This window comes from Pedobacter sp. (assembly GCF_040513095.1).
Lineage (GTDB): Bacteria > Bacteroidota > Bacteroidia > Sphingobacteriales > Sphingobacteriaceae > Pedobacter.
The window spans coordinates 22,839-45,581 of sequence record NZ_JBEVDX010000133.1 but is presented as its reverse complement, the minus strand read 5'-3'; the positions used below and the strand labels follow the sequence as shown (position 1 = coordinate 45,581).

The following is a 22,743-nucleotide window of genomic DNA, read 5'->3' as shown; positions in this document are numbered from 1 at the left end:
GTCAGGCTATGCAAATGGAGGGTAAAACGCACGATAATATCCGTACGGTAAGACCTCTGAAAGACGGTGTTATTGCAGATTTTAATGCTGCTGAAGCAATGATCAAAGGTATGATACGCATGCTCAACGGTGGCAAAGGATGGATGTTCCCTTCCCTGAGAATGGTTATCTGTATCCCTTCGGGAATTACGGAAGTTGAAAAACGCGCCGTGAGGGATTCAGCGGAAATCGCCGGAGCCAAAGAAGTTTACCTGATCCATGAGCCAATGGCAGCTGCTGTAGGTATCGGAATTGATGTTGAAGAACCTATGGGTAACATGATCATTGACATTGGTGGTGGTACAACTGAAATTGCTGTAATTGCGCTGTCAGGTATTGTGTGCGACCAGTCGATCCGCGTTGCAGGGGATAACTTTGACTCTGATATCGTAAATTATATCCGCCGCCAGCATAACATTATGATTGGTGACCGTACTGCCGAGAAAATCAAAATTGAAGTGGGTGCTGCCCTGCCGGAATTGTCGGATCCACCGGCAGATTTCGCCGTACAGGGGAGAGACCTGATGACGGGCGTACCGAAACAAATCACCGTTTCATACACTGAAATTGCACACTGTTTAGATAAATCCATCTCTAAAATTGAAGAAGCCATCCTGAAAGCTTTAGAGATTACCCCACCAGAACTTTCTGCTGATATTTACCAGACAGGTATTTACCTGACCGGTGGCGGTGCATTGTTACGCGGACTTGATAAGCGTGTGGCAGCAAAAACAAAACTCCCGGTGCATGTAGCTGAAGATCCGCTGCGTGCTGTTGTTCGTGGTACGGGTATCGCCCTGAAGAACATCGGAGGCTACAAGTTTTTAATGCAATAGAATTTAACAACGGAATAAAAAAAATAAAAAATGTGGGTCAGTCTGAAAGCTGTACTCACATTTTTGCATCAAAAAGAATGATGAATTATGCGTAACCTTTGGATTTTCATAAACAGATACAACGCATTCTTCCTGTTTGTCATTTTTTTTACCATTGGCGTTATCCTCACTGTAAAGAATAATGCATACCAGCGCAGTGTGACTTTCAATTCTACAAATGAAGTAGTGGGGCAGGCATACATCAGGCTGAATGTATTCAAACGGTATATGAATCTCGGAGATGTAAACGACAGCCTTGCTCTTGAAAATGCCAGGTTGAAAACACAGCTCTTAGCCATGAAGAATATCGACAGTGCGAAGAATGTGCTTGTAAAGGATACACTGAACCATGTGCAGTACACCTACCTGGCTGCTAGGGTCATTAAAAACTCCATCACTTTACGAAATAATGTAATTACCATCAATAAAGGTTCAGTTGACGGGATTGAAAGCGGCATGGCCGTGATCTCCGCCGGCAAAGGTGTAGTTGGGATTATACGGGATGTATCACCGCATCTGGCGACAATAGAATCACTGTTAAACAAAGATGCCAAAATCAGTGTAAGTATAAGGTCTACCAAAGCACTGGGTTCACTTGTATGGGGCGACCGAAATTCGGATTACAGAAAGGCCTTCATCAAGGATGTACCTAACCACTTCCAGGTGAAGTTGAGGGATACCGTGATTACTTCTGGCTTTGGTTCTTTCCCTCCAGGTGTACCGGTAGGGCTGATCAGCAACAGGGGAATATCAACAGGTGACAATTTCCTCACCATCGAGATCAGACTTTTCAATGATTTCAGTACATTACAGTATGTATATGTGATCAAAGATAAACTAGCACAGGAACAGAAAGCTTTAGAATTAAAATTGCCGAATGAACAGTAGAATTATAGTAATCAATATCATAAGGTGGTTTCTCCTTCTTTCTATACAGGTTCTCCTGCTCAGGAACCTGAGTTTTTATGACCTGGCTACCCCTTTTACCTATATCCTGTTTTTACTGCTGCTCCCCTTTGGAACGCCCAACCTGCTGCTGTACCTGATTGCATTTGGTACAGGCTTAACGCTTGATGCTTTTTACGATACCCTTGGCGTGCATACCGCAGCCTGTGTGACCCTGGTGTTTGTCAGGATCCTCTTTATCTCCGTCACCGTCAGCCGTGATAACTTTGACGAACCTGAACCCTCCCTGGGCAATATGGGCTTCAAATGGTTCTCCCTCTATGCCCTGTTATGCACTTTTGGACATCATCTCGTACTTTTCTTATTAGAAGCTTTTAAATTAACAGAACTCTCTTATACCTTGTTAAGATGCCTGCTTAGCGGTATCTTTACCCTGTTCACTGTTATATTAATAGAATTCATCTTCTATAATAGAAAAATGCGTTAATGGATAATCTTTTCAATCGAAAATACATCATACAAGGCCTGTTTATTGTGGTTGCACTGATCCTTTTAGGGCAGCTTTTCTATATACAGGTGGCGAGTGACCGCTACTTTCTTTCTGCCAACAGCAATGTGCTGCGGAAGAAGTATACTTTTCCTGCACGCGGGGTAATTGTAGACCGGAATAACAATGTGCTGGTACAAAATGAACCGGTGTATGACCTGATGGTTACGCCCAACCTCGTTAAACCATTTGATACTGCTGCGCTATGCAGGATTATCGGTATTGATATGAAGGGTTTCTACAAACGCTTTAATAAAGCCAGAAACCAGTCGAGATACCAGCGTTCGGTATTTGAAAAACAACTCTCAGTACAAACTTATGCGGCCCTGCAGGAAAGGCTTTCACGTTTCGTGGGCTTTGAAACACAAAACAGGACCGTAAGGCATTATCCGGACAGTGTGGCCGGCCAGTTCTTTGGCTACGTAAAAGAGGTGTCTGAAAAAGATATTGAAAAAAGTAACGGGTATTTCCGTCCCGGGGATTATATCGGCAAAGCCGGAGTAGAGCGTCAGTACAACGACGTGCTCCAGGGTGAACGTGGTGTTGAAAATACGATCTACAATGCCCGGAATGTCCCGCAGGGAAGTTACCTTAATGGTAAGTTTGACACCCTTGCCATTTCGGGGGAAACACTGGTTTCTTCGCTGGATATCAGGTTACAGAAGCTGGGCGAACAGCTGATGCACAACAAAGTGGGTAGTATTGTAGCAATTGAACCCAGTACAGGGGAGGTACTTGCATTTGTGAGCAGCCCTACTTATGACCCTAACCTCTTGGTAGGTAGGCAGCAGGGCAATAATTATATGGATATTTTCGGTTCTCCTAACCGCCCGCTGACCGTTCGTCCGCTATCCGGATATTACTCGCCGGGTTCATCATTTAAACCACTTGACGACCTTATTGCGCTGCAGGAAGGGGTAATTGATCCGAATACCACTTTTAACTGCCCCGGCGGATACTGGGCGGGAAATCACCTCGTGAGATGTGAACACGTTGATGGTAACATTTCCCTGAGAAAGGGGCTGGCAAGGTCCTGTAATACTTATGCCTGCTATGTTTATCAGAAGCTGATGACGCAAGGCAAGTACAAGAGCAAGATTGCCGCCTATGACGACTGGCAGGCGAAAGTAAGAAAGTTCGGAATTGGTTCCAGGCTCGATCTGGACATGCCTTTCGAGCGTCCGGGAAGACTTTTCACTTCCGAGGAATACACAAAAAGATTTGGTAAATACTGGGGTTATACCACTACAATCTCTCTGGCAATTGGCCAGGGCGAGATGAGTGCTACTCCTCTGCAGATGGCAAATATCATGGCCATCATTGCCAACAGGGGATATTATATCAAGCCACACCTGATCAAGGGAATTGGTGACAAAAAGGATGTAAAAAAGGAATATTTGGTTAAGAATTCCGTGGGGATCGACTACAATCATTTTGATCCGGTGATCGATGGGATGCAGGATGCAGTAAATGCCCCTTATGGTACGGCCAGGGACTCAGCCCTGCCTGATATTATCATGTGTGGAAAAACCGGTACAGTACAGAACCCGCATGGAAAAAACCACTCTGTATTTATTGGTTTTGCACCGCGTGATAATCCGAAGATCGCCATAGCAGTGATTGTAGAAAATGCAGGATTTGGTAGTGCATATGCGGCACCAATAGCCAGTTACCTGACCGAAACTTATTTAAAAGGCAAGATTTCGGGCAACCGGGTGGACCGTGCGGAATGGATGAAAAAACAGGTGGTATTGCCCGAAGTTCCCAAACCAAAAGTGCCATTTTTACTCAAAGATACCGCCACTAAAACTGCAGCTCCGGGGCAAACGCCAGCGGGTTCCACAACCTTGCCTGTAGTGCCACGTCCCGGACTTACACCTGTTAAGCCTGAAACACCGGTTAAAAAGACAATAGAAAACAAAAAATTACAGATCACCAGATGAGTACACAACAAGGCGGCCGTTTCTTCTTTAATGTAGACTGGATTACGATTTTAATCTACGTGGCCTTATGTACAATCGGGTTTGTAAATATCTATGCATCGATCTATAATCCCGAGACTTCTACCCTCTTTAATTTTGGCAGCAACTATGGCAAGCAGCTGATCTTTATTCTGACAGCACTGGTGCTGGGCTTCTCGATTTTACTGCTGGATGCAAAGTTCTTTAGTGTGTTCTCGCCCATTGTATATGGGATCACAATGCTGCTGCTGATGGCAGTACTTGTTGTAGGGCGCAAGGTAGCTGGAAACCAGGCCTGGATCCCTCTGGGGAGTTTCAGGCTGCAGCCTTCGGAGCTGGCTAAGTTCGGTACTGCCCTGCTTATAGCAAGGTATGTCGGTAATTTTAATCCCAAGTTCCGTGATATCAAATCTATTTTCTTTGCAGGCCTGATCATTTGTTTTCCCCTGCTCCTGATTATGCTTCAGCCTGATACCGGTTCGGCACTGGTTTTCCTCGCCTTCATGTTCCCGCTGTACAGGGAAGGATTATCCGGATACTTCCTGCTGGTCTTTCTTGGAATGATCGTTTTGTTTATTGCCGACTTCCTGGTTCCGATTTCTATCTTGATTCCTATAATTGTACTGGTGGGAGGCTTTTTTGCCTATCAGAACAAACGGAAACAGAAAATGATGTTTTCCATGATCATCGCCACTATCATTGCCGTAGCTTATTTGTTTGTGGTGAAACTGGCATATGAGAAAGTACTCGAACCGCATCAGAGGACGCGTATCGAGATCATGCTGGGTTTAAAAACAGACCCTAAAGGTGCCGGATATAATGTGATACAATCTAAAATTGCCATCGGCTCGGGACAAATTACCGGCAGGGGATTTCTGGAAGGTACCCAAACGAAATATGGTTATGTCCCCGAGCAGAGCACAGATTTCATCTTCTCAACTATTGGTGAGGAATGGGGTTTTGTAGGTTGCAGTGTAGTTATAGCCTTGTATATATTCCTTCTGCTGAGGGTGATTAATCTTGCGGAAAGACAGCGCTCCACATTCTCCAGGGTATATGGATATTGTGTTGCCAGTATTATCTTCTTCCACGTATTTATCAATATAGGAATGACTATTGGTATCATTCCCGTGATTGGAATTCCCTTACCTTTTATCAGTTATGGCGGATCATCCCTCTGGAGTTTCACCGTTCTGTTGTTCATTTTCCTTAAACTGGACTCCAACAGGATGGGCTTTATTTAGCCGGAAAGCGCTGGTTGAGCAGTTCATAAAACTGTTCTGCGGTTTCCTGTTTTGCCGCCCAGTTGTTTTTCACCGCATAGTTATTCTGCAGGAACGCGTCAGCTGTTTTAAAGTCGGGCATCTTATTGAGTAAGTCTATAGCTTCTGCGTAAGCAAGGTTATACCCGTTGAAGAGATCTTTGATATAACGCATTTTATCATTCAGGCTGATGGCTTGTTTGAGGTCGGTCACAGGCATCCTGGTGCTTCCCGCAGTAAAGCTTTTTGTACCCGTATTGCCAGACAGGATATCATTTAAGGTGGGCCTGGCTTTCGGCTCTTCTGGTATGTGTGCCGCAGGTTCTTCTTCTTTTAATTCCTCTTTTGTTTCCTCTATAAGGTCCTGTTCAGCATTGGCTTCTCCGACAAAATCTTCTTCATCTTCAAAATCATCTTCTTCGCCTAACGTTTCTACTTCCTGATCTTCTTGTTTTACATCTGACTGTACAGCAACTGCTGCTGTATCTTGTGGGGCAGTATATTCTGCTGTAACTTCTTCTCCGGTATATTTTTCGTTATCGCCAGGAATTGCAGTTTGCTCTCCGGGAGTAATATATTCTTCTTCTTCTGCAAGTTCTTCTGTCTCTGCTTCTTCTTTAAATGGTTCTGAAACGAGAAAGGGCTCGGGACCGATCTCATCTTCTTCCGGCAATTCGCTTTCCAGGCTGTCCAGTTCTCTAAGTTTCTGTTTCTGGGCTATGATCTGCGCTTCTTCCTTGCTCAGCGGCCTGTCAAATATTTCATCTATAGATTTTTCCTCAAATTCGAACTTGTCTGTGGAGGGTTTATCGTTCAGTATGAATTCAAAGGTCGATGGTTCTTTATCGATTTTAAAGATCTCCTCTTCTATATCCGATTTGTGGGGATGTGCTTCTGCAGGTGCTGCAGGTGTTTCTTCAACCATTTTCACCGGGATAACCGGCAGTTGTTCAATAATTTCCTGCGGGGAGCCGCTGTGCTCAGGCAGTGCTTTCTGGCTGGCTTTGTTATTTAACTTCCTAACGATCTGGACATGATCAGATAAAAAACTGGAATTTGCCAAAAAGAGTTCGAGCTCCAATTCATTCAGCTCTCCGGGATTTTGAGCTAAATATTGATACTGTTCATTCAACTCATTGAGTATCTGTCCTATTTTTTTAAATATATCCTCCTGGTTCATCATATGGGTATAACGCGAAATTTGCTGATTTATGTTGATAAATGTACTCAAAAGTACTATAAATTTAGGGCGAATAAAAACCCTAAATATTAAGGCGGAATCCCGATATTCGCAGGTCAAATACCCCCTACCATAAAGCATGTTATTTAGCGAACAAAATTATAGCAAAGGAGAGTTTGGCGGCAGCATTGAGGTCATTTGCGGCTCGATGTTTTCGGGCAAAACGGAAGAACTGATCAGGAGACTAAAACGTGCAGAAATCGCCAAACTGAAGGTTGAGATCTTTAAGCCTGCCACAGATACCAGGTATGACGAAACTGATGTGGTATCACATAATTACAATTCTATCGCCGCTACCGCTGTAGAACATTCTGCTGCAATTTTATTGCTGAAACCTGATACACAGGTAGTGGGCATTGATGAAGCGCAGTTTTTTGACGAGGGTTTGCCCGAAGTTTGTGATACACTGGCCAACAAAGGTATCAGGGTTATTGTGGCGGGGCTGGATATGGACTTTGCAGGAAAACCTTTTGGGCCTGTACCTGCGATGATGGCCATTGCAGAACTTGTTACCAAGGTGAATGCCGTGTGTGTACGCTGCGGAAATCCTGCGATGTATTCCTTCCGCCGGGTAGCCGGTGAGGCAAAGATATTGCTGGGTGAAAAGGAAAGTTACGAACCCAGGTGCAGGATCTGCTTTCATGCAAAAGATTAGAAAAAAACCAACAAAATATGGCACAGCAAAAAGAAGTATGGCAAAGAGGGCCGCTGCCTGATATTACTCCACTGTTACAACCTGTAGCCCATGCGCTGCTGCAGGCCCGCGAAGAGGTGAACGCGTACATGGAGGATTTCTCTCCGGTATTACTCTGGGAGCGTCCTGCAGGTATGGCTTCACCGGGTTTCCATTTACAGCATTTGAGCGGTGTGCTCGACAGGGTGTTTACCTACGCAAAAGGCGAAGGATTGAGCCCATTTCAGTTTGCACAGCTTGAGGAAGAGGGCAAAGATGCTGAGCATGGATACACCACTAAAGAACTGGTAGAGCGTTTCGACAGGCAGGTGGATCTTGCGCTGGAACAGCTAAGGGCAACTGATCCGGCCATACTCCCGGATTACCGTGGTATTGGCCGCGCGGGCCTGCCTTCAACAGTGATCGGCCTGCTGGTACATGCAGCTGAGCATACCATGCGTCATGTAGGGCAGCTAATGGTTACTGCCGCAGTGCTGAAGAATGGTGTGGCCTGATAAAAAAGATATCCCCATCCTTAAAATCATATTTTTTGACTACATCTGCATTTTGCAGGATCGTTTTAAATTTGATCAGTTCGTTGTCAGAAAAATTATCAAACCAGATCAGGTAGAAACCATCCTCAGTAAAGAAATCGCGCGTGTCGTTCCTGTCCCTTTTGTGGGGCAGTGATTCTGCCCTTATACCTCCGTTAAAATATGCCGCTTCGTGTGCATTGGAATAGATAGTATAGTCCGTATTAAAATAGCTGCTGTGTCCGCGTAAAAAACGGGCTGTTTCAGAATTCTTCCAGGAATCTTCTGTGTAACCGGGGATACCGGAGTCTTTTACATCCTCATACATTTTAGCCAGCTGCAGGTATTGGTAGTACCCGAAACCTATGGTCAGCAGGAATATGAAAGCCGCAGCTGGTTTCAAATAAGCCGGCTTCAGCCTTTTGATGGCGCCGGGGATCCATGATGTAAGACTGATCACCATTGGGATATACAAAGGTGACAATAACCGGTTATTGAGCTGTTCAAAATGTGAAAGTGTAGATATTCCAATGATGAAAACGGTATAAACGATAAAAAACGCCGCAAAGCAGTTGTCTGCACTTACTTTGAGGGTACCGAACCAGTTGCGCCTGAGAAACAGCAGGCAGATGACAATGAATATAAAGATAACAATGCCTGAGACCAGCTCAGGCTGCTGACCCGGTACCGGCAGCCACTGGGACATGATCCATCCGGTGTAAATAATATTATCACCAAGGTGGAGGATGCCGGGCACCCTCGGGCCTGTCGGTGAACCCATAATCAAAGCATTGCGCAACAGATTGATCACCAGGAGGGAAACTGATGAAAGGCCAAACCAGCAGCAGTGCAGCAGCTTTATCCGCCACTGTAGTGAACGATCAGACAGCAGCAGCAGTAGTCCTGTTCCGATGATTGTAACTCCGGCATAGCGGGTAATACAGGCTATGGACGCGATTAGACCACAAAGGAGCAGACTTGCAATGGTCCTTTTTTCAAGATAATGGTTGTAGCCGCTGATGAATGCAATGATAAGCAGGAGAAACAGTGTTTCTGACCACAACATGGAATAGATTTCCAGTAATGATGGACTGAAAGCTATCAGCAGCAATACAATCCATTTGTACAGCCTGCTTACACCGTCAAAAGAATCTATCAGTCGCCCCAGCCGGATAATTATGCCAGCCAGCAACAGTCCGTTGAGCCAGGGAGCTATCGTTAAAGGATCTGTACGGGTTGCCCATCCTGCTGCGGTCAGAAAGAATGGATAAAAGACCGGGAAATCTACCAGCGGCCTCAGCATATAGTCGACCGGGGCTCCATGGCCAATTATGTTCCTGGCGACACTCAGGTAGGCAATGGAATCAGGCGATATTCCGATGCCACTATGCCTTGTATAGAACAGTACCAGACTGAAGGCAACAAGTGAAATGAAAAAACTATCAAGATTTTTCAGCACCGGCGAACCAGATTTAAACTTAAATCCATTCATCAGTAGCAGAATAAGATTTGAAATAACACATATAACAAACAATTGATTAACGAATTATAAATAACGGGGTTAATATCAGGATAATGGATTTATATGGATAATTTTTATTAAATTTATGTTTATGCACAAAATATTAAACAAACGTTCTTTGCAATTAAATTGGTAAAATAAGTTATACTATTATTTTCTGATTTTTGGTAGAATATATGTTCAAACACGACTGCTCAGGGTATTATAAATATTGTCATTTTTTAATAAGTTAATTATAAAATCGGATAAAAAACTTATTTACATCTATGACTGTAAATTATGATCAGGAATATAAATTACTTAGTCCCAAAATGGAAGCAAAGGTAAAACTAGATCTTATTGAGCAACACGTAATTGATTTTGTCAGAAAATTAAGGGCTGATAAAAAATTGCGACAGGAGGATATTGCATACATTATTGGGGTAAAAGCATCATTTATCGGTAACGTGGAGAACCTGAGCAACCCTGCAAAATACAATTTAAAGCATATTAATGTTTTTGCAGATCACTTTGGCCTGTCACCGAGAGACTTCCTTCCGCCGGTGGCTCTGATGGATAACCACAAGGATAAAGAGGCCGAAAAATAAGGTTAATCCCTTAATTCAGATTCCTCCGGAGTGTATTGTACCATTCTGAATAGAGTTTTCTGTACGCGCTGATTCTCAACGCCATATCTGGTTCTTCCCTTAAGGTTTCATCAAGGGCAAGCAGTTTCTCGTTGTACCATTCATGTATATCCTGCTGTACCGGAAGTTTGTGCTGTTTCATTGACCGGCTCAGTTTCATCATTGCGAAAAGAGACATGCTGGCATCAGTGCCAACAAAGCTGATAACGTTTAATGCCCTGTCCCTGGCCAGGGAGATGCTGTCAATAAAATACTGCAGCACCTGTTGAGGGTTCAGGCCATTAATCCTGCAGAGCAGGTTAAAATCAAAAGTCAGCACCAGGGAAAGCTCTTCACTGAGATATAAGGTTTTGGGGAAGTCTGCGAAGGGCATCATTTCTGCCTCCCAATCCTGCATGATATAAAGACTTTCTTTCATCTTATCTACTGTTGAAAAATGGGTATTCTCCATGAGGTCGCTCAGCAGACTGATGTATTTGAAGAAGATCCGCTGTATCCTGCGGTCATTAGCGGGGGTTACCTCAGCCTGGTAATTCTCTTTACAATCTACTATGATGCGTGTGGCCCATAAGGCTACGGCTTCCATTTCTCCGCCGTTAAAAGCATAAAAAGAAACCCTGTTGATAAAATACTGTAGGACATCTTCCTGTTTCAGGTAGCTGATTGCACAGGCCACGCTGAAGTCTTCAGTATATAACAGTCCAAATTGTCCTTTTGAGTCCATGGTGTTTAAGCAGCTTATTAATTTATATTTTGATTAAGTGCATTGTACCATTCCCTGTAGAAGGCGCTGTAGGCCTCTACCCTTTTTTCCAGATTATATTCAGTTCTTTGTTTTTTATCCAGTTTAAGCAGCAGGAGGCCATACTTTCTATAAACTTCCTGCTGAGGGAGCACCCTGTTTTTCACTTCATCATGATGTCCTACGAGGATCAGCAAAACGGCTATGCCCGGGGTGATCTTCATTTCTTCGATGACATTAACGGCTCGTTCCCTGGCCAGGGAGATGCTGTTCATGAAATACTGCAGCAACAGTTCTGCGTCGAGTCCATTCAGCCTGCAAACCAGGTTAAAGTCGAACGTTAAACTGAATATATGGTCATCTTCAGTCCGTAACTTTGTGCAATAGTCTGTCAGGGGGAGCATCTCGAGGGACCATGCTTTCATTAACGCAGTGCTTTTGCTGGTCTCTATACTTGCGCTGAAATCTGTTTCGAGATGGAGTGCAGTAAGCTGTCTGATATACCTGAGGGAGATCTCCTGTATCCGCGGATCAGTAATGGTTTTTACTGGTTTGCTCAGGGACTCTTTACATTCGATACCTACTGCGGTAGCCCACAGAAATGGTGCCTCCATATCACCCCCGATAAAGGCGTAAAATGAAACATGGTCTATAAAGTATTGGATTAACTCATCATACCTCAGATTATTAATCTTACAGGCGATCCTGAATTCTTCAGGGTAGTCCAGTTTAATTTGTCCTGTAGCGTTCATCTTCCTTCGTATAACACTTCAAAAATATAGTTAATATTTTACCAAGCTGTAATATAACAGAATAATTTTATCCGCTTTTCAACTTAAAATTGCGTTTGGGTCAAACAAATTAAATATTTATCAGATAAGACAAAGGTCCTGTCCTGATCATCCGCCCCATGCGTTACGCAGGAACCTCAGCCAGTTGCCATGCATCAGGTTCTGTACATCCTGTTGCGTATATCCCCTTTTTTCTAAAAGCGCAGGGATCTTCTGCAGGTCGGCAATGGTTTCTATATCATAAGGACATTGTTCCCTTCCAAAAGCTCCATCCAGGTCTGAGCCAATGCCAATATGCAGTGTATTGCCGGCAATCTGACAGATGTGGTCCAGGTGATCAACCATTACTTCCAGATTACAGTGCGTGCTTTCCGGCGTAGAAGTTCCGCGTATCCAGTTGGGCACCATCATCCAGGCATCCAGTGCCAGGCCGATTACTGCGCCCCTGTTTACCAGTTCTTTAATCTGTGCATCGGAGTATTGCCTGTTATGGTTTACCAGTGCCCTGCAGTTATTGTGTGATGCCCAGATGTGGCCGTTGAAATGACCGAGCGCTTCCCAGAAACTGTCATCACATAAGTGAGTGGCATCAAGGATGATGTTTAAACGTTCCATTTCCCTGAGCAGTTCATGGCCTTTTGGTCCCATCAGGCCTGTAGCATCTGTGCCCTGGGCATAACGTCCCGGGCCATAGTGTGCAGGCCCCACCGCCCGAAGACCGTAGTCATACGCCCGTTGCAGGTGATCTACAGTAACAATTGAATCTGCTCCCTCAAGGCTGAGGATATAACCTATAGGTTTTACTTCGTCCGGCACATTGCTTTCCCATAAACGGATATGGTTATTCAGGCTTTCCAGGTCGTGGATCTGTACCATCTCGCCGGCTTCCTCCATTGCTTTATACCATGCTACCTGCCCCTGTGTTTGTGCCCAGGCCTGTTCTGGCGAATGCCAGCCCGGCAGGTTGTTCCCCGGGGCTACGTATCTTGCGATCTGTGTTGCCACTACCAATCCTACCTGGCCTTTTCTCAGTTCCGGTAAGGACACTACAGCCCTGGCCCTGTCTGGTTTATCATTTAATCCTTTCTCTCTGTCATTTATAGCTGAAACGGGCAACCGCAGGTCGCGGTTCCATTCCAGTGCATTCATACTTAAATCCAGGTGTGCGTCTATTGTAAACATGATCTTAAATATTAATTTTTCTTTCCCGTGCAGTAATCTTCCATTCTCCGGAAATCTCCTGGTCTTGTACAAGCGCAGCGGTGCCGTAAAGCGCTACTGTGGGACAAATATGTATGGGCAGCCCATATAATACATCGCCAATCTCAAAGCCATTGTCAGCACCTGCATCCAGTACCAGGTGCTCTTCGCTCTGACCGATAAACTTAGCCTGGGGGGCGTTTAAAAAATACACCCTGCGTGGCAGTTCATTTTCTGCGGCAACCGATTTATGTCCCAGATCAACGGTAATCGTGCCACTGCCGCTGATGGAGATCACCCTGCTGATCACCAGTGCTGCAGTAAGGTATTCCTGTTCTGCAAAAGCATCCTGGTATCCTTTATCCCAGAGGATAAACGTTCCCGGGCTGCATTCAACATCATCAAAAGCTGCATACAAGGGAAAGGTTGGTGTACCTCCGGCAACGACCACCGGTTTTGGCAATCCTGCGGCAATGATTTCCTGGTTGACATACAAAATGCCATCCAGTGCCAGCTGCCACTTTTCTTTTCTCACATCCATCGAGTCATCATGGATATGCCCGTCGTAGGCATGTAAGCCCAGGGCATTTACTCCTGGCTCAGCACTGATCTGCTGATAAAGCAGGACAGCGTTTTCATCGGGGGCAATCCCGGTACGGTTCATGCCTACATTGAGATCCAGGAAAACATCTACTGTCAGTCCAGCTTCAGCCGCAGCTGCTGCAATGGCCTTCAGTGATACTGCATTATCCAGCAGACAGGAGAACTTTGTATCCGGATAGTCCCTGATGAGTTGGATGAAGCGGTGAATCTTTGGGCCCACCGGCTGATAGGCAAGCAGCACATCCGGTGCTTTACAGATCCCCAGCATTTCTGACTCAGCGATTGTAGCACACTTAAATTTATGAATCCCGGCTTCGATCATCATGTTTGTGATCTCCGGATTCTTATGCGTTTTTACATGGGGCCTCAGTCTCGTGATATCATTGATCCTGTTTTTTAGCCGCACAATATTTTCAGCAATCCTGTCAGGGTAAAATACCAGTGCAGGCGAGTCCAGCTGATCAGCATTGCTGATCAGATACCAGTCTTCCTGCGTTTCCCTAGTCATTGTCGTTTAATTCGAATAAGGCTTCGATCTCCACAGGGATATTATCCGGCAGAGATCCGAAACCAACTGCACTGCGGGTACCTATCCCATTTTCTTCTCCCCAGATCTCAGCAAAAAGCTCACTGCATCCGTTGATAATGAAAGGATGTTTTTCAAAATCGGGCGTGCAGTTTACCATACCTAAAACCTTGATTACCCTTTTGATACGGTTTAGCGTTCCGAAGTTGGTTTTGATGGTAGACAACATTGTTAATCCAACCTGTCTCGCTGCCAGTTTACCTGCTTCCTGATCCATTTCGGCACCGATACGGCCGATGATCAGGCTTTTATCATCCTGCACAGGACCATGTCCCGACAGGTAAAGGTATTTTCCGTCTACCAGATAAGGTTTATAAACCCCCAGCGGAGAAGGTGCCGGTGGAAGGCTTAATCCTAATTTTTCAAATTGCTCGTCTGCGTTATAAGTTTCCATATGTTATTTTTTATATGATTTGATTTAATAAAAGTACGCCTATCAGGCCGATGATGCCCACAATTGATTCCATCAATGCCCATGATTTGAAGGTATCTTTCAGCGTAAGGGTAAAGTACTCCTTAAACATCCAGAATCCTGCATCGTTTACATGAGAGAACATCAAACTCCCTGCACCTACGGCAAGTACCATTAAATTGGGATTGGTATGGGTGGCAATCATTAAAGGCAATATAATTCCTGCTGTGGTGAGGCCTGCTACTGTAGCCGAGCCCACCGCAAACCGGATCACTGCAGTAATCAGCCAGCCCAGGAACAGGGGCTGCATGTGTAAATCCTTGAGTAATCCGGCAATCTGCCCGCTTACCCCACTGTCTACCAGCACTTGTTTGAGTGCGCCGGAGCCGCCAATGATCAGCAGGATCAGGGCAACATCCTTAATTGATTCCGCATAGATGTTCATGATACGGGAGATCTTTCTGCCCTGGAAAATACCTAATGTCAAAGTTGCCGTGAAAAGAGAGATGATCATGACTACGTCTGCATGACCAGTGAGGGAGATCACATCTTTCATTTGTGGATAATCAGCGGCGTAAAATGAGAATACAGTTGCCAGGATCAGCAGCAGTACCGGCAGCAAAGCTGTAAAAAAACTGTTAAAAGCACCGGGAAGCTGATCTTCAGGCATCTCCACAGGTACAAAAGACTGCAGAGGTGTTGACTGAATATTCTTCAGCGTTCTCGAAAACAGTGGGCCGCCGATCACAATAGCAGGTATAGCGATCAGTAATCCATACATCAGGGTTAATCCCATATTTGCATTGAACTGTATTACCAGTGCTGAAGGCGATGGATGCGGGGGCAGGAAACCATGTGTTACCGATAGCGCGGCCAGCATAGGTAAGCCGATGTACAGCGGTGGCAGTTTATACTTATAGACTACAGAAAAGATCAGCGGGATCATCAATACGAAACCGATGCCGTAAAACAGGGGGATGCCGATCAGGAACCCTGTGGCCACTACCCCCCATTGAATATATTTCTCTCCACAGATATTCATGATTACCGCAGCAATTTTCTGGGCAGCGCCGCTCTCGGCAACAAGTTTGCCCAGCATGGCACCTATCGTAATAATAATTGCCAGCGAGCCCAGCACATCACCTATACCTTTTTCTACCGAACCTGCGATCTTCGTCAATGGGATGCCCAGAACAATTCCGGCCAGTATAGATACTGCCAGGAAAGCAAGAAAGGCGTTGATCCGCAAAACTGACACCATAATGATCAGCAGTATGATGCAGAGTAAAACAAGAATAAGCGTCATCTTTGATTTGATTAGAAGATTACAGGTTTACTACGCTTGTTTCGCCTTCTACGGCAACTTTTTGCTGTTCTGCAACTGCTTTATATTCAAAACGTGAACCTTTCTTTAAGCCTTTCAGCGGAGCAGAGAAAGTACCGTCAGCATTGATATTTACCCAGACGGTTTTTACCCAGGGCGCAGCGTACAGTGTTTCTACCTGTCCTGCATATGGACGGTAATAGAACCTTGCCCTTTTTGACAGCGCAGGTTTATAATCTACTATCTGTCCTTTCAGTATAGCTCCGTCAGCAGCCACAGTTGATCCTACTGTTTTTACAAATACAGCCTCAGCAAATACGGGTTCTACATTTTCGAGTTTAATGACAACTGCATTTGGCCAGCGGTGATCGTCATAGATCCTTTGTGCTTTTACGACAGATATTTCCAGACCATCTGCTGTTTGTGTGTACTTGCAGCTTACGTCAAGATCAGCTTTGTATTCAATGATCTGGCTGTTTTGGCCAAGAACGCTGATTTTGGTATTTGGTGTGCTTTTTACAGAGTGCAGCAGAAAGGTCTTCCGCGCCGCCTCTTTCCAGTCGGCCGCATCCGTTACAAACGCATATACAGTATTTTTGCCTTTTTTGGTAAACCAGATATCATCTTCCTTGGCCACTACCCAGCTGCGGACGCTGTCCATACTTTCGTGGTTAATAAAGTTCCAGAGTGCCATTTCACGTAAACGGTCTTCCTGCTGGATGGCCATTTCTCCATTTGGCTTAGGGCCCACGTTCAGCAACAGGGAACCGCCTTTGGCCCTTGCTTCGATCAGCAGGTTGATCAGCTGTGTACCTGTTTTATAGCGATCGTTGGTAGGCTGGTACTGCCATGCTGTACCCATTGTAATAGGAGATAACCATGGCTGGGTAATTTTTGCACCTGGTAATGCCTGTTCAGGTGTTTTGATGGCACCGCGGGTGATCAGCAGGTTTGGCTGTAATCTCCAGCAGGTCTCCTTAACTACTTCTTTAGGTTCGCCATCGATAAAAAATACGTCGATTTTACCATAATTGGTCATCAGTTCTTCGCACTGCTTTTTGTTGTAATCGTTATATTCCTTTGTAGTTTTTGCATCCATTTTCACATTTGTCCGGCTGATCGGGATGTTGTGGTTGCGGAGAAAATTGAAATCTTCAGGAGAGAAGTAGAAACCCACATCCAGTCCTGCTTCTCTTGTAGCCTCTACAAACTCTTTCAGCATATCCTTTTTGTAAGGCGTTTTGGTGATGTTGAAATCAGTTGTTTTAGTGTCCCAAAAGCAAAAACCTGCATGGTGTTTTGTTGTGAAACAAATGTATTTCATCCCCGCCATTTTAGCCAGTTCTGCAATCTCTTTGGGGTTGAATTTTGAAGGGTTGAACGTTTTAGGCAGTTCATTAAAGTAACGGTCAACGTAATCGTTTGAAGCGCCAACGAGAGAGTGACTGATCACTACGCCCAGTTGTGCGTCTACATTGAAGTGAATAAATAAACCGGCGCCGGTATCTCGGAGCCATTCTTCACGTTCGGGTTTGTTTAAATTGTAGCTGCTTCCCTCGTCGTCATTTACAACATCGTTTTGGGAGAACGAAAAGTTGTAAAAGAAGCACAAGGCTAATGTAATGTAAACTATTTTCATTTTGTTTTTTGGGTTTTCTGCGCGGTTCTGGTGAGTAGATCAGCTTTGCAGGTTGTTAATATTTTTTAATAATAACAATTATTTTGCAGAATCCATGGCCTTATAGATAGCTTTTGCCCAAAAAGCTCCAAGTTGGGCGGCACCTTCCGGATTTGGATGAAGGTTAAATATACCCTGCTGCCCCTTTTCATTCTGGAATAAGTCGGGATGCTTTTTGAAATAAGCAAATACCTTTTTATTACCCGAAAAAACTGTGTGAGGACGTGAAATTTCATAACTTTTTACGACCGCGTCTATTTCCGGGAAATAAGACTGCAGCCGATCCAGACCTTCTTTTAAATATTTGGAAGTATTGTAGGTATTTTCGCTATACCAGGTTGGATATTGAAAGATGATCTTACATTTTGGATATTCTTCCAGTAACCTGTTTGCTATCTTCAGCAAATTCCCGCGGTAATCCTCCGGGGAGACAGGAGCGCCATGCGGACCTTTGATTGCACTGTCGTTGGTACCCAAAACGATGGAAAATAGCAGGGTTGCTCCTTCATCGCTGGCATAGAGGCCTGCAGCCTTTTCAGCAGTTAAAAACAGTTTGTGATTTTCGGGCAGCCAGTCTAAAGTTGTGGAACCGCTTTTACCTACGTTACTGAACTGTACAGTGCCAATGTGTTTCAACTCCCTTAGTTTTTGCGCTGCTATTACCGGCGGGGCTTGTGTATGCGGATCCGGCAAGCCAGAACCGTGGGTAATGCTGTTGCCGATAAATACGACGTTTAGATTTTCTTTTGCCTTTTGGGCATTTGCAGGATCAAACTGGAGTAAAAAGATAGTGATAAGGCCTATGGCCAGCGGGGTTTTCAGGTGATACATATTTATGATTATTTCTTCATCTTATCAGCCAGGACCTTCATAAAGTAACCTCCTACTACACTGCGTGCCTGGAAACCAACCATCTTGCCATCTTTTGTCTCGTGCCAGTCGCTCAGCGGCACCCGTGATGAAGTTTCCATTGCATAATTGAATACAGGTTCTGCCAGGGCTTTAAAGTCGACCCTCTTGTCGGCCATAGTAGCCGTCCAGATGATCCAGTCAGATTTGGTATAGGTTTTACGGCTGTCAAGCGGCAGTCCATAGGCGTTCTGGCGGTTAAGGTAATACCTGATTTCCCTGTCATATACCTGTTGCGGGAATAAGTTTAATCCAAGTACTTTATCCCAGACCATGTTATACTTCTGGCTCCAGGTGTTCAGGTTATCAAATACAAGGGCGTAATGATCTCCGGCATCAGCTTTCAGCATCCAGTTCGCCGCCATTTCCGCAGCCAGTTTCTGATATCTGGCGGCTGTTTCCTTTTCCCCCAGCATATCGGCCATGCGGGCATAAGCCCCTATCGCCACGATGGCTTTTACCGACAGGTTTGCGTTATGTGCAAGATGCCCTGCAAAGTCATCCGTGCACAGCTGGTTCTCCGGATCAAATCCGGCCTTTGCCAGGTAGTCGTTCCATACGGTTAAGGTCTTCCAGTGTTTTCTCGCATATTCGGGGTTCTTTTCTGCTGTTACGATTGCTGCCGTAAGAATGATCATGTTTCCGGATTCTTCTACGGGCATGTCTTCACCATACGTTTGCCCGTTGGCTATAGGGTATGTTCCAAGATCGTGCGCAGCAAAAGGTTTTGTCCACTTACCGCTTTCGCTGTAATAAAAAATGCCGTTCATCATGCCTTTGAGCAAGTCGGGATTATACAGTAAATACAGTGGTGCAGAAGGATAGGTTATGTCTACGGTGTTGATTGATCCGTTGCTAAAATTCTCCTTTGACAGGAAGAGCATCTCTCCATCGGGGCTCTTTACGAGCTGATGCCCAGCAATACTCTGGCGGTAAGCCAGTATGCATAACCTGGCATAATGTTCACCGCCGGCATTAAGGGCATCATTGTAAATCAGCGTATCAGTACTGTGGCATTTATCCATTACACTTGTGTAACTGGCAGCAGCATCTCTTAATACACCCTCCATTGTAGCTCCGGGAACATTACGCCACATCGGTTTCAGATTGGTATTGAAATATTGAACCGAATACAGATCATCATAACCGATCACTATAAATTTGCTTTCTGCTTCAGCGCCAACATTTCCGAAGGGTATAACAGTATTCAGCATGAGCGACTTCCCTTTGAGAATGCCAGCCTGTTTCCCTACAGTATTTGTCCCTCTTTTGAAGGAAGAAAGGGCATTGTCAGCACTGGTAATATATTGTTTAGCGTTTGCTCCGGATGGTACTGATACATAGAGGTAGCCCCAGTCGATGCGTAAATCATCACCTTTCTTTTTGAGCACAGGCTGAGCTGTAGTACCCACTTTCAGGACAGACTGCCCATTGCTGATATAGGCCGATGCCTGCACTTCCTGCGAGGACTGATTGACAGCAAGGTCAGATGATATACCTGTAAAAACTGAAACCTGATGCATGGCTTCATCATTGGAACTGACTTCGAAGCTGAGGTAAGATGCCGGATTGGACAGCAATGTCAGGTCCTGCATGATCAGCGGGGAGCTAAATGTAAGTTTAAGGTCTATCCCGCCGCATTTAAATGTATAGATTGTCTGCGTAGCAGTGAGTTCTGTATGTATCTGTTCTGCTGCAGGAAATACGTCAGCGGGATTGTCGGCCATTTTCTCGGAAATGCCTGCATCCAGCCATGCCCCTCCTCCGGTATTTAAGCAATGAACTGCAAGAATATTTTCGCCAACCTTTAAAGCTGATTTCATATTTTCATCAAAGGGTATTATTACATAATTTCCCGTGGCACCCTTCCGGTTTGCGATCTCCTTACCATTTAACAGTACCTGTGCGTCATCATCCTGATAAAGCTTGAGTACAAGCGGCCCTTTAGGTATTGCTGTCAGCTGGAATTTTCTGCGGATCCACAGGTCTTTACCTGTCCAGCTGGTGCCCGCGTCAGCGCGGCTATCCCCGAAAGGCGAAAGACCGGTTTTCCAATTATTTTCCGGGTAGAACTGCCCTTCCCAGCCATCTCCGGGATACTGGTCCTGGTACTGCCATTTGGAAGGCAGCTCATCGCCTGTTGGTACGATGCTTTTGTAGCGTGGAGCAAGGGCTCCCATAAAACGGTAATATTGATTATCTACCCGGATCAATCCGATCATGGGCTGGTCTTTGCCTGTCCAGTGTCTGGTTGCGGAGGCATTCAGCTGATCGGTACCAGACCAGATACTGAAGTAAGGATTGTGTGTGATCAGGGGATAAGCCGGTGCATGGGCTTCCTGGGAAAAGGTTTTTAGTGCTGCCGCAACAAAAATCAACAAAAAAAAGAATCGGACTGCGCGCTGCCTGCTGAAATACTTCATATTTGGTTGTGATGAATATCTCGTTTAATTTATTATTTTTTTTGTTATTCAGGAAACATTTCAGGGGCATTCATAAAAATGTTACCTTATTATAAATCACAGCGCTCAGCTGTTACAGTTTGAGTTCTTTATCGATTTTCTTATTCCATGCGGCCTGTGCTGCACGGTCAGTCCCATGTCTTGTTTCCGTATCGTATGCATTTTGCATGGCATCCATATCACGGTAAGAATCGAGATATTGCATGTTGATCACAGCTTCAAAGGTATCAGGAGTTACCGGCCTGGCCAGGATCTTTTGCTTGAACTGCTCGGCTATGATCTTTGCAATATCAAAATGCCGCTGTTCATGGTTGAGGGTATATTCATCCCTTCCGCCGTAGTTGGCCCTGCTGGCACTTTTTGGTAAGTAAGCTTTCATCGCAATTTTCACTTCGATTGTTCCTTTATCTATTTCTGCCTCCTGCGTATAGCCGATACCTGGTATAACCTGTGCTTCAAATTTACCTGCCGGTTGTGCCCTTGCCTGAAAGTCTGCCCAGGTAAGCGGCCTGTTTGCCGAGTAGTAAATCGTATCGCCCTCCAGGGCTTCGGCATAATCTGTAAAACTGATTTTTACGTTTTTTGCAAGTTTGCGGTTAACCGGGGTATTGTCTTTTATCCAGTTGCTGAGATAATCGAGACTGCTTTTTATGACGTTGCCCAGGTACTCTTCCAATGCTGCCTTGCCAGCCACAGAGCGCGTATACTGTAAGCTCCCCTGGTAATTGACGAGATGCTCTAATCCATAATCCTTTTGAAGGTCAAATGACAGGGATAACCGGATACGGCCATCAACACTGCCACCTGTATTGGCAGTTTCCTGTACATTTAGTTCTCTGATGGTTATCATCACTGGCTTTAGGGAATAGTCCCGCGGCAGGTTACGGCGCAAAAACTGGCCGATGGCCACTGCTGCACCACCTTTCAGGTCTGTTGCCCGGGGCACCACTTTATCTCCCGCCTCTTTTACAAGCAATTTGCCGATTGTGCTTTTATCAGTTCTTTCATCTTTTACACCGGCAATATAAAATGCTCCGGCTTTAAGCGGCACTGGCTGATCATGTAAAATAACCTGGCCGGATGCCTTAAAGAATAATAAAAATAACAGAGGGAATATACAGAGGAGCCGACCAATTTTCTGGTATAAAATCGTCTTTTGCATACAAATTGATTAACGTTTTGTAGCAGTCTGTAGTATAAAAATACGCTGTACTTACGGCTTTAAATGTGTCAAATGGCATTATTTATACAAAAACTTAGTATTTTTATATAAAAACACTTAATCCCAGATCAATGGAAAACTCAACGCCTGAAGAAAATTTTGCTAAAACCGGTTTACTGCTTCCGCCTGCCCCGACACCTATTGGTGTTTATACTCCCTATCTGATTGATGGAAAATATTTATATCTCTCCGGCCATGGTCCCGTACAGAATGATAAGCAACTGATAAAAGGCCGTATTGGTAAGGATATCGATATGGAGCAGGGTAAGCTTGCCGCCCAGCAGGTAGGCCTTACGATGCTCTCTACTATCAAGACGCATTTGGGAAGCCTCAATAAAGTAAAACGTGTGATCAAAGTGCTCGGTATGGTGAATTGTGTGCCCGAATTTGAAAAACACCCATATATTATCAATGGATGCAGCGAGCTTTTTGTGAAAGTATGGGGTAAGCAAAACGGTATCGGAGTGAGAAGTGCAGTCGGTTTTGGTTCACTGCCAGACAATATTCCTGTGGAGATTGAAGCTCTTTTTGAGCTGGGCCACTGGGAGAAAAACCTGCTGGATTAATAGCTGCGCTTATGCTATAACTAGAAAGCTATAAAATAAGATATACAGATATCTTTACATCTTA

General features: G+C 44.9%; 21 protein-coding genes. 9 read left to right on the top strand and 12 right to left on the bottom strand.

Annotation, left to right across the window (positions count from 1 at the left end):
• The 5 genes from ABWY16_RS15260 to rodA all read left to right on the top strand — a co-directional run.
• Nucleotides 1–875: rod shape-determining protein (locus ABWY16_RS15260; RefSeq protein ID WP_353905510.1), on the top strand; the 875-nt coding region annotated here is incomplete at its 5' end.
• 87 nt (nt 876–962) lie between these two features.
• Nucleotides 963–1,802, top strand: coding sequence for a rod shape-determining protein MreC (mreC, locus tag ABWY16_RS15255; protein WP_353905509.1), 840 nt, complete (start codon nt 963–965; stop codon nt 1,800–1,802).
• Nucleotides 1,792–2,307, top strand: coding sequence for a rod shape-determining protein MreD (locus ABWY16_RS15250; protein WP_353905508.1), 516 nt, complete (start codon nt 1,792–1,794; stop codon nt 2,305–2,307). The genes mreC and ABWY16_RS15250 overlap by 11 nt, the downstream gene beginning before the upstream one ends.
• Nucleotides 2,307–4,310, top strand: a complete 2,004-nt coding sequence (gene mrdA / locus ABWY16_RS15245) for a penicillin-binding protein 2 (RefSeq protein ID WP_353905507.1) — start codon at nt 2,307–2,309, stop codon at nt 4,308–4,310. The genes ABWY16_RS15250 and mrdA overlap by 1 nt, the downstream gene beginning before the upstream one ends.
• Nucleotides 4,307–5,572 (top strand): rod shape-determining protein RodA, encoded by a 1,266-nt coding sequence (gene rodA, locus ABWY16_RS15240; protein WP_353905506.1) that lies wholly within the window; start codon nt 4,307–4,309, stop codon nt 5,570–5,572. Before mrdA ends, rodA begins: the two co-directional genes overlap by 4 nt.
• Here the strand turns inward: rodA and ABWY16_RS15235 are convergent.
• Entirely contained in the window at nt 5,565–6,773 is a 1,209-nt protein-coding gene (locus tag ABWY16_RS15235) for a DUF8457 domain-containing protein (protein ID WP_353905505.1), read from the bottom strand. The genes rodA and ABWY16_RS15235 overlap by 8 nt on opposite strands.
• 136 nt (nt 6,774–6,909) lie before the next feature.
• Here ABWY16_RS15235 and ABWY16_RS15230 point away from each other — a divergent pair, with 136 nt between their 5' ends.
• Together ABWY16_RS15230 and ABWY16_RS15225 are read left to right on the top strand one after the other, a co-directional pair.
• Nucleotides 6,910–7,485, top strand: coding sequence for a thymidine kinase (locus tag ABWY16_RS15230; protein ID WP_353905504.1), 576 nt, complete (start codon nt 6,910–6,912; stop codon nt 7,483–7,485).
• 17 nt (nt 7,486–7,502) lie between these two features.
• The gene (locus ABWY16_RS15225) at nt 7,503–8,018 is read left to right on the top strand and encodes a DinB family protein (RefSeq protein ID WP_353905503.1); all 516 of its coding nucleotides are present in this window, start codon (nt 7,503–7,505) and stop codon (nt 8,016–8,018) included.
• Here ABWY16_RS15225 and ABWY16_RS15220 read toward each other — a convergent pair.
• Nucleotides 7,984–9,528 (bottom strand): hypothetical protein, encoded by a 1,545-nt coding sequence (locus ABWY16_RS15220; protein ID WP_353905502.1) that lies wholly within the window; start codon nt 9,526–9,528, stop codon nt 7,984–7,986. The two genes, ABWY16_RS15225 and ABWY16_RS15220, sit on opposite strands and share 35 nt — an antisense overlap.
• 296 nt (nt 9,529–9,824) lie before the next feature.
• Between ABWY16_RS15220 and ABWY16_RS15215 the strand changes: the two genes are divergently transcribed.
• Nucleotides 9,825–10,145: a helix-turn-helix domain-containing protein gene (locus ABWY16_RS15215; protein ID WP_353905501.1), complete on the top strand. Its 321-nt coding sequence runs from the start codon at nt 9,825–9,827 to the stop codon at nt 10,143–10,145.
• A 10-nt stretch (nt 10,146–10,155) separates the two neighbouring features.
• On the opposite strand, the gene ABWY16_RS15210 is transcribed toward ABWY16_RS15215, so the two are convergent.
• The 10 genes from ABWY16_RS15210 to ABWY16_RS15165 all read right to left on the bottom strand — a co-directional run bounded on the left by ABWY16_RS15210 (nt 10,156) and on the right by ABWY16_RS15165 (nt 22,053).
• Nucleotides 10,156–10,908, bottom strand: coding sequence for a hypothetical protein (locus ABWY16_RS15210; RefSeq protein ID WP_353905500.1), 753 nt, complete (start codon nt 10,906–10,908; stop codon nt 10,156–10,158).
• Nucleotides 10,909–10,925: 17 nt separating this feature from the next.
• Complete coding sequence (locus ABWY16_RS15205; protein ID WP_353905499.1) at nt 10,926–11,678, bottom strand: hypothetical protein; 753 nt, start codon at nt 11,676–11,678, stop codon at nt 10,926–10,928.
• A gap of 147 nt (nt 11,679–11,825) precedes the next feature.
• Complete coding sequence (locus tag ABWY16_RS15200; RefSeq protein ID WP_353905498.1) at nt 11,826–12,899, bottom strand: dipeptidase; 1,074 nt, start codon at nt 12,897–12,899, stop codon at nt 11,826–11,828.
• Nucleotides 12,900–12,903: 4 nt separating this feature from the next.
• Entirely contained in the window at nt 12,904–14,028 is a 1,125-nt protein-coding gene (locus ABWY16_RS15195; RefSeq protein WP_353905497.1) for a D-TA family PLP-dependent enzyme, read from the bottom strand.
• Nucleotides 14,021–14,500 (bottom strand): RidA family protein, encoded by a 480-nt coding sequence (locus ABWY16_RS15190; RefSeq protein WP_353905496.1) that lies wholly within the window; start codon nt 14,498–14,500, stop codon nt 14,021–14,023. Before ABWY16_RS15190 ends, ABWY16_RS15195 begins: the two co-directional genes overlap by 8 nt.
• A 10-nt stretch (nt 14,501–14,510) precedes the next feature.
• Entirely contained in the window at nt 14,511–15,836 is a 1,326-nt protein-coding gene (locus tag ABWY16_RS15185) for a gluconate:H+ symporter (protein ID WP_353905511.1), read from the bottom strand.
• Between the two features lie 7 nt (nt 15,837–15,843).
• Nucleotides 15,844–17,481 carry an alpha-L-fucosidase gene (locus ABWY16_RS15180; RefSeq protein WP_353905495.1) on the bottom strand — a complete coding sequence of 546 codons (1,638 nt, stop codon included), beginning with the start codon at nt 17,479–17,481 and terminating at the stop codon, nt 15,844–15,846.
• Between the two features lie 78 nt (nt 17,482–17,559).
• Complete coding sequence (locus ABWY16_RS15175; RefSeq protein WP_353905494.1) at nt 17,560–18,351, bottom strand: GDSL-type esterase/lipase family protein; 792 nt, start codon at nt 18,349–18,351, stop codon at nt 17,560–17,562.
• Nucleotides 18,352–18,359: 8 nt separating this feature from the next.
• Nucleotides 18,360–20,852 (bottom strand): glutaminase family protein, encoded by a 2,493-nt coding sequence (locus tag ABWY16_RS15170; RefSeq protein ID WP_353905493.1) that lies wholly within the window; start codon nt 20,850–20,852, stop codon nt 18,360–18,362.
• Nucleotides 20,853–20,964: 112 nt separating this feature from the next.
• On the bottom strand, nt 20,965–22,053 hold the full coding sequence (locus ABWY16_RS15165; protein WP_353905492.1) for a DUF922 domain-containing protein: 1,089 nt from the start codon (nt 22,051–22,053) through the stop codon (nt 20,965–20,967).
• A 131-nt stretch (nt 22,054–22,184) separates the two neighbouring features.
• On the opposite strand from ABWY16_RS15165, the gene ABWY16_RS15160 reads away from it, so the two are divergent.
• Nucleotides 22,185–22,679 carry a RidA family protein gene (locus tag ABWY16_RS15160; protein WP_353905491.1) on the top strand — a complete coding sequence of 165 codons (495 nt, stop codon included), beginning with the start codon at nt 22,185–22,187 and terminating at the stop codon, nt 22,677–22,679.
• Nucleotides 22,680–22,743: the final 64 nt, after the last annotated feature.

What these genes read in the sequence shown, in the direction of transcription:
- mreC (WP_353905509.1), top strand. Translation starts at nt 963, where the DNA reads ATGCGTAACCTTTGGATTTTCATAAACAGATACAACGCATTCTTCCTG.
- ABWY16_RS15250 (WP_353905508.1), top strand. Translation starts at nt 1,792, where the DNA reads ATGAACAGTAGAATTATAGTAATCAATATCATAAGGTGGTTTCTCCTT.
- mrdA (WP_353905507.1), top strand. Translation starts at nt 2,307, where the DNA reads ATGGATAATCTTTTCAATCGAAAATACATCATACAAGGCCTGTTTATT.
- rodA (WP_353905506.1), top strand. Translation starts at nt 4,307, where the DNA reads ATGAGTACACAACAAGGCGGCCGTTTCTTCTTTAATGTAGACTGGATT.
- ABWY16_RS15235 (WP_353905505.1), bottom strand. Translation starts at nt 6,773, where the DNA reads ATGATGAACCAGGAGGATATATTTAAAAAAATAGGACAGATACTCAAT.
- ABWY16_RS15230 (WP_353905504.1), top strand. Translation starts at nt 6,910, where the DNA reads ATGTTATTTAGCGAACAAAATTATAGCAAAGGAGAGTTTGGCGGCAGC.
- ABWY16_RS15225 (WP_353905503.1), top strand. Translation starts at nt 7,503, where the DNA reads ATGGCACAGCAAAAAGAAGTATGGCAAAGAGGGCCGCTGCCTGATATT.
- ABWY16_RS15220 (WP_353905502.1), bottom strand. Translation starts at nt 9,528, where the DNA reads ATGAATGGATTTAAGTTTAAATCTGGTTCGCCGGTGCTGAAAAATCTT.
- ABWY16_RS15215 (WP_353905501.1), top strand. Translation starts at nt 9,825, where the DNA reads ATGACTGTAAATTATGATCAGGAATATAAATTACTTAGTCCCAAAATG.
- ABWY16_RS15210 (WP_353905500.1), bottom strand. Translation starts at nt 10,908, where the DNA reads ATGGACTCAAAAGGACAATTTGGACTGTTATATACTGAAGACTTCAGC.
- ABWY16_RS15205 (WP_353905499.1), bottom strand. Translation starts at nt 11,678, where the DNA reads ATGAACGCTACAGGACAAATTAAACTGGACTACCCTGAAGAATTCAGG.
- ABWY16_RS15200 (WP_353905498.1), bottom strand. Translation starts at nt 12,899, where the DNA reads ATGTTTACAATAGACGCACACCTGGATTTAAGTATGAATGCACTGGAA.
- ABWY16_RS15195 (WP_353905497.1), bottom strand. Translation starts at nt 14,028, where the DNA reads ATGACTAGGGAAACGCAGGAAGACTGGTATCTGATCAGCAATGCTGAT.
- ABWY16_RS15190 (WP_353905496.1), bottom strand. Translation starts at nt 14,500, where the DNA reads ATGGAAACTTATAACGCAGACGAGCAATTTGAAAAATTAGGATTAAGC.
- ABWY16_RS15180 (WP_353905495.1), bottom strand. Translation starts at nt 17,481, where the DNA reads ATGAAAATAGTTTACATTACATTAGCCTTGTGCTTCTTTTACAACTTT.
- ABWY16_RS15175 (WP_353905494.1), bottom strand. Translation starts at nt 18,351, where the DNA reads ATGTATCACCTGAAAACCCCGCTGGCCATAGGCCTTATCACTATCTTT.
- ABWY16_RS15170 (WP_353905493.1), bottom strand. Translation starts at nt 20,852, where the DNA reads ATGAAGTATTTCAGCAGGCAGCGCGCAGTCCGATTCTTTTTTTTGTTG.
- ABWY16_RS15165 (WP_353905492.1), bottom strand. Translation starts at nt 22,053, where the DNA reads ATGCAAAAGACGATTTTATACCAGAAAATTGGTCGGCTCCTCTGTATA.
- ABWY16_RS15160 (WP_353905491.1), top strand. Translation starts at nt 22,185, where the DNA reads ATGGAAAACTCAACGCCTGAAGAAAATTTTGCTAAAACCGGTTTACTG.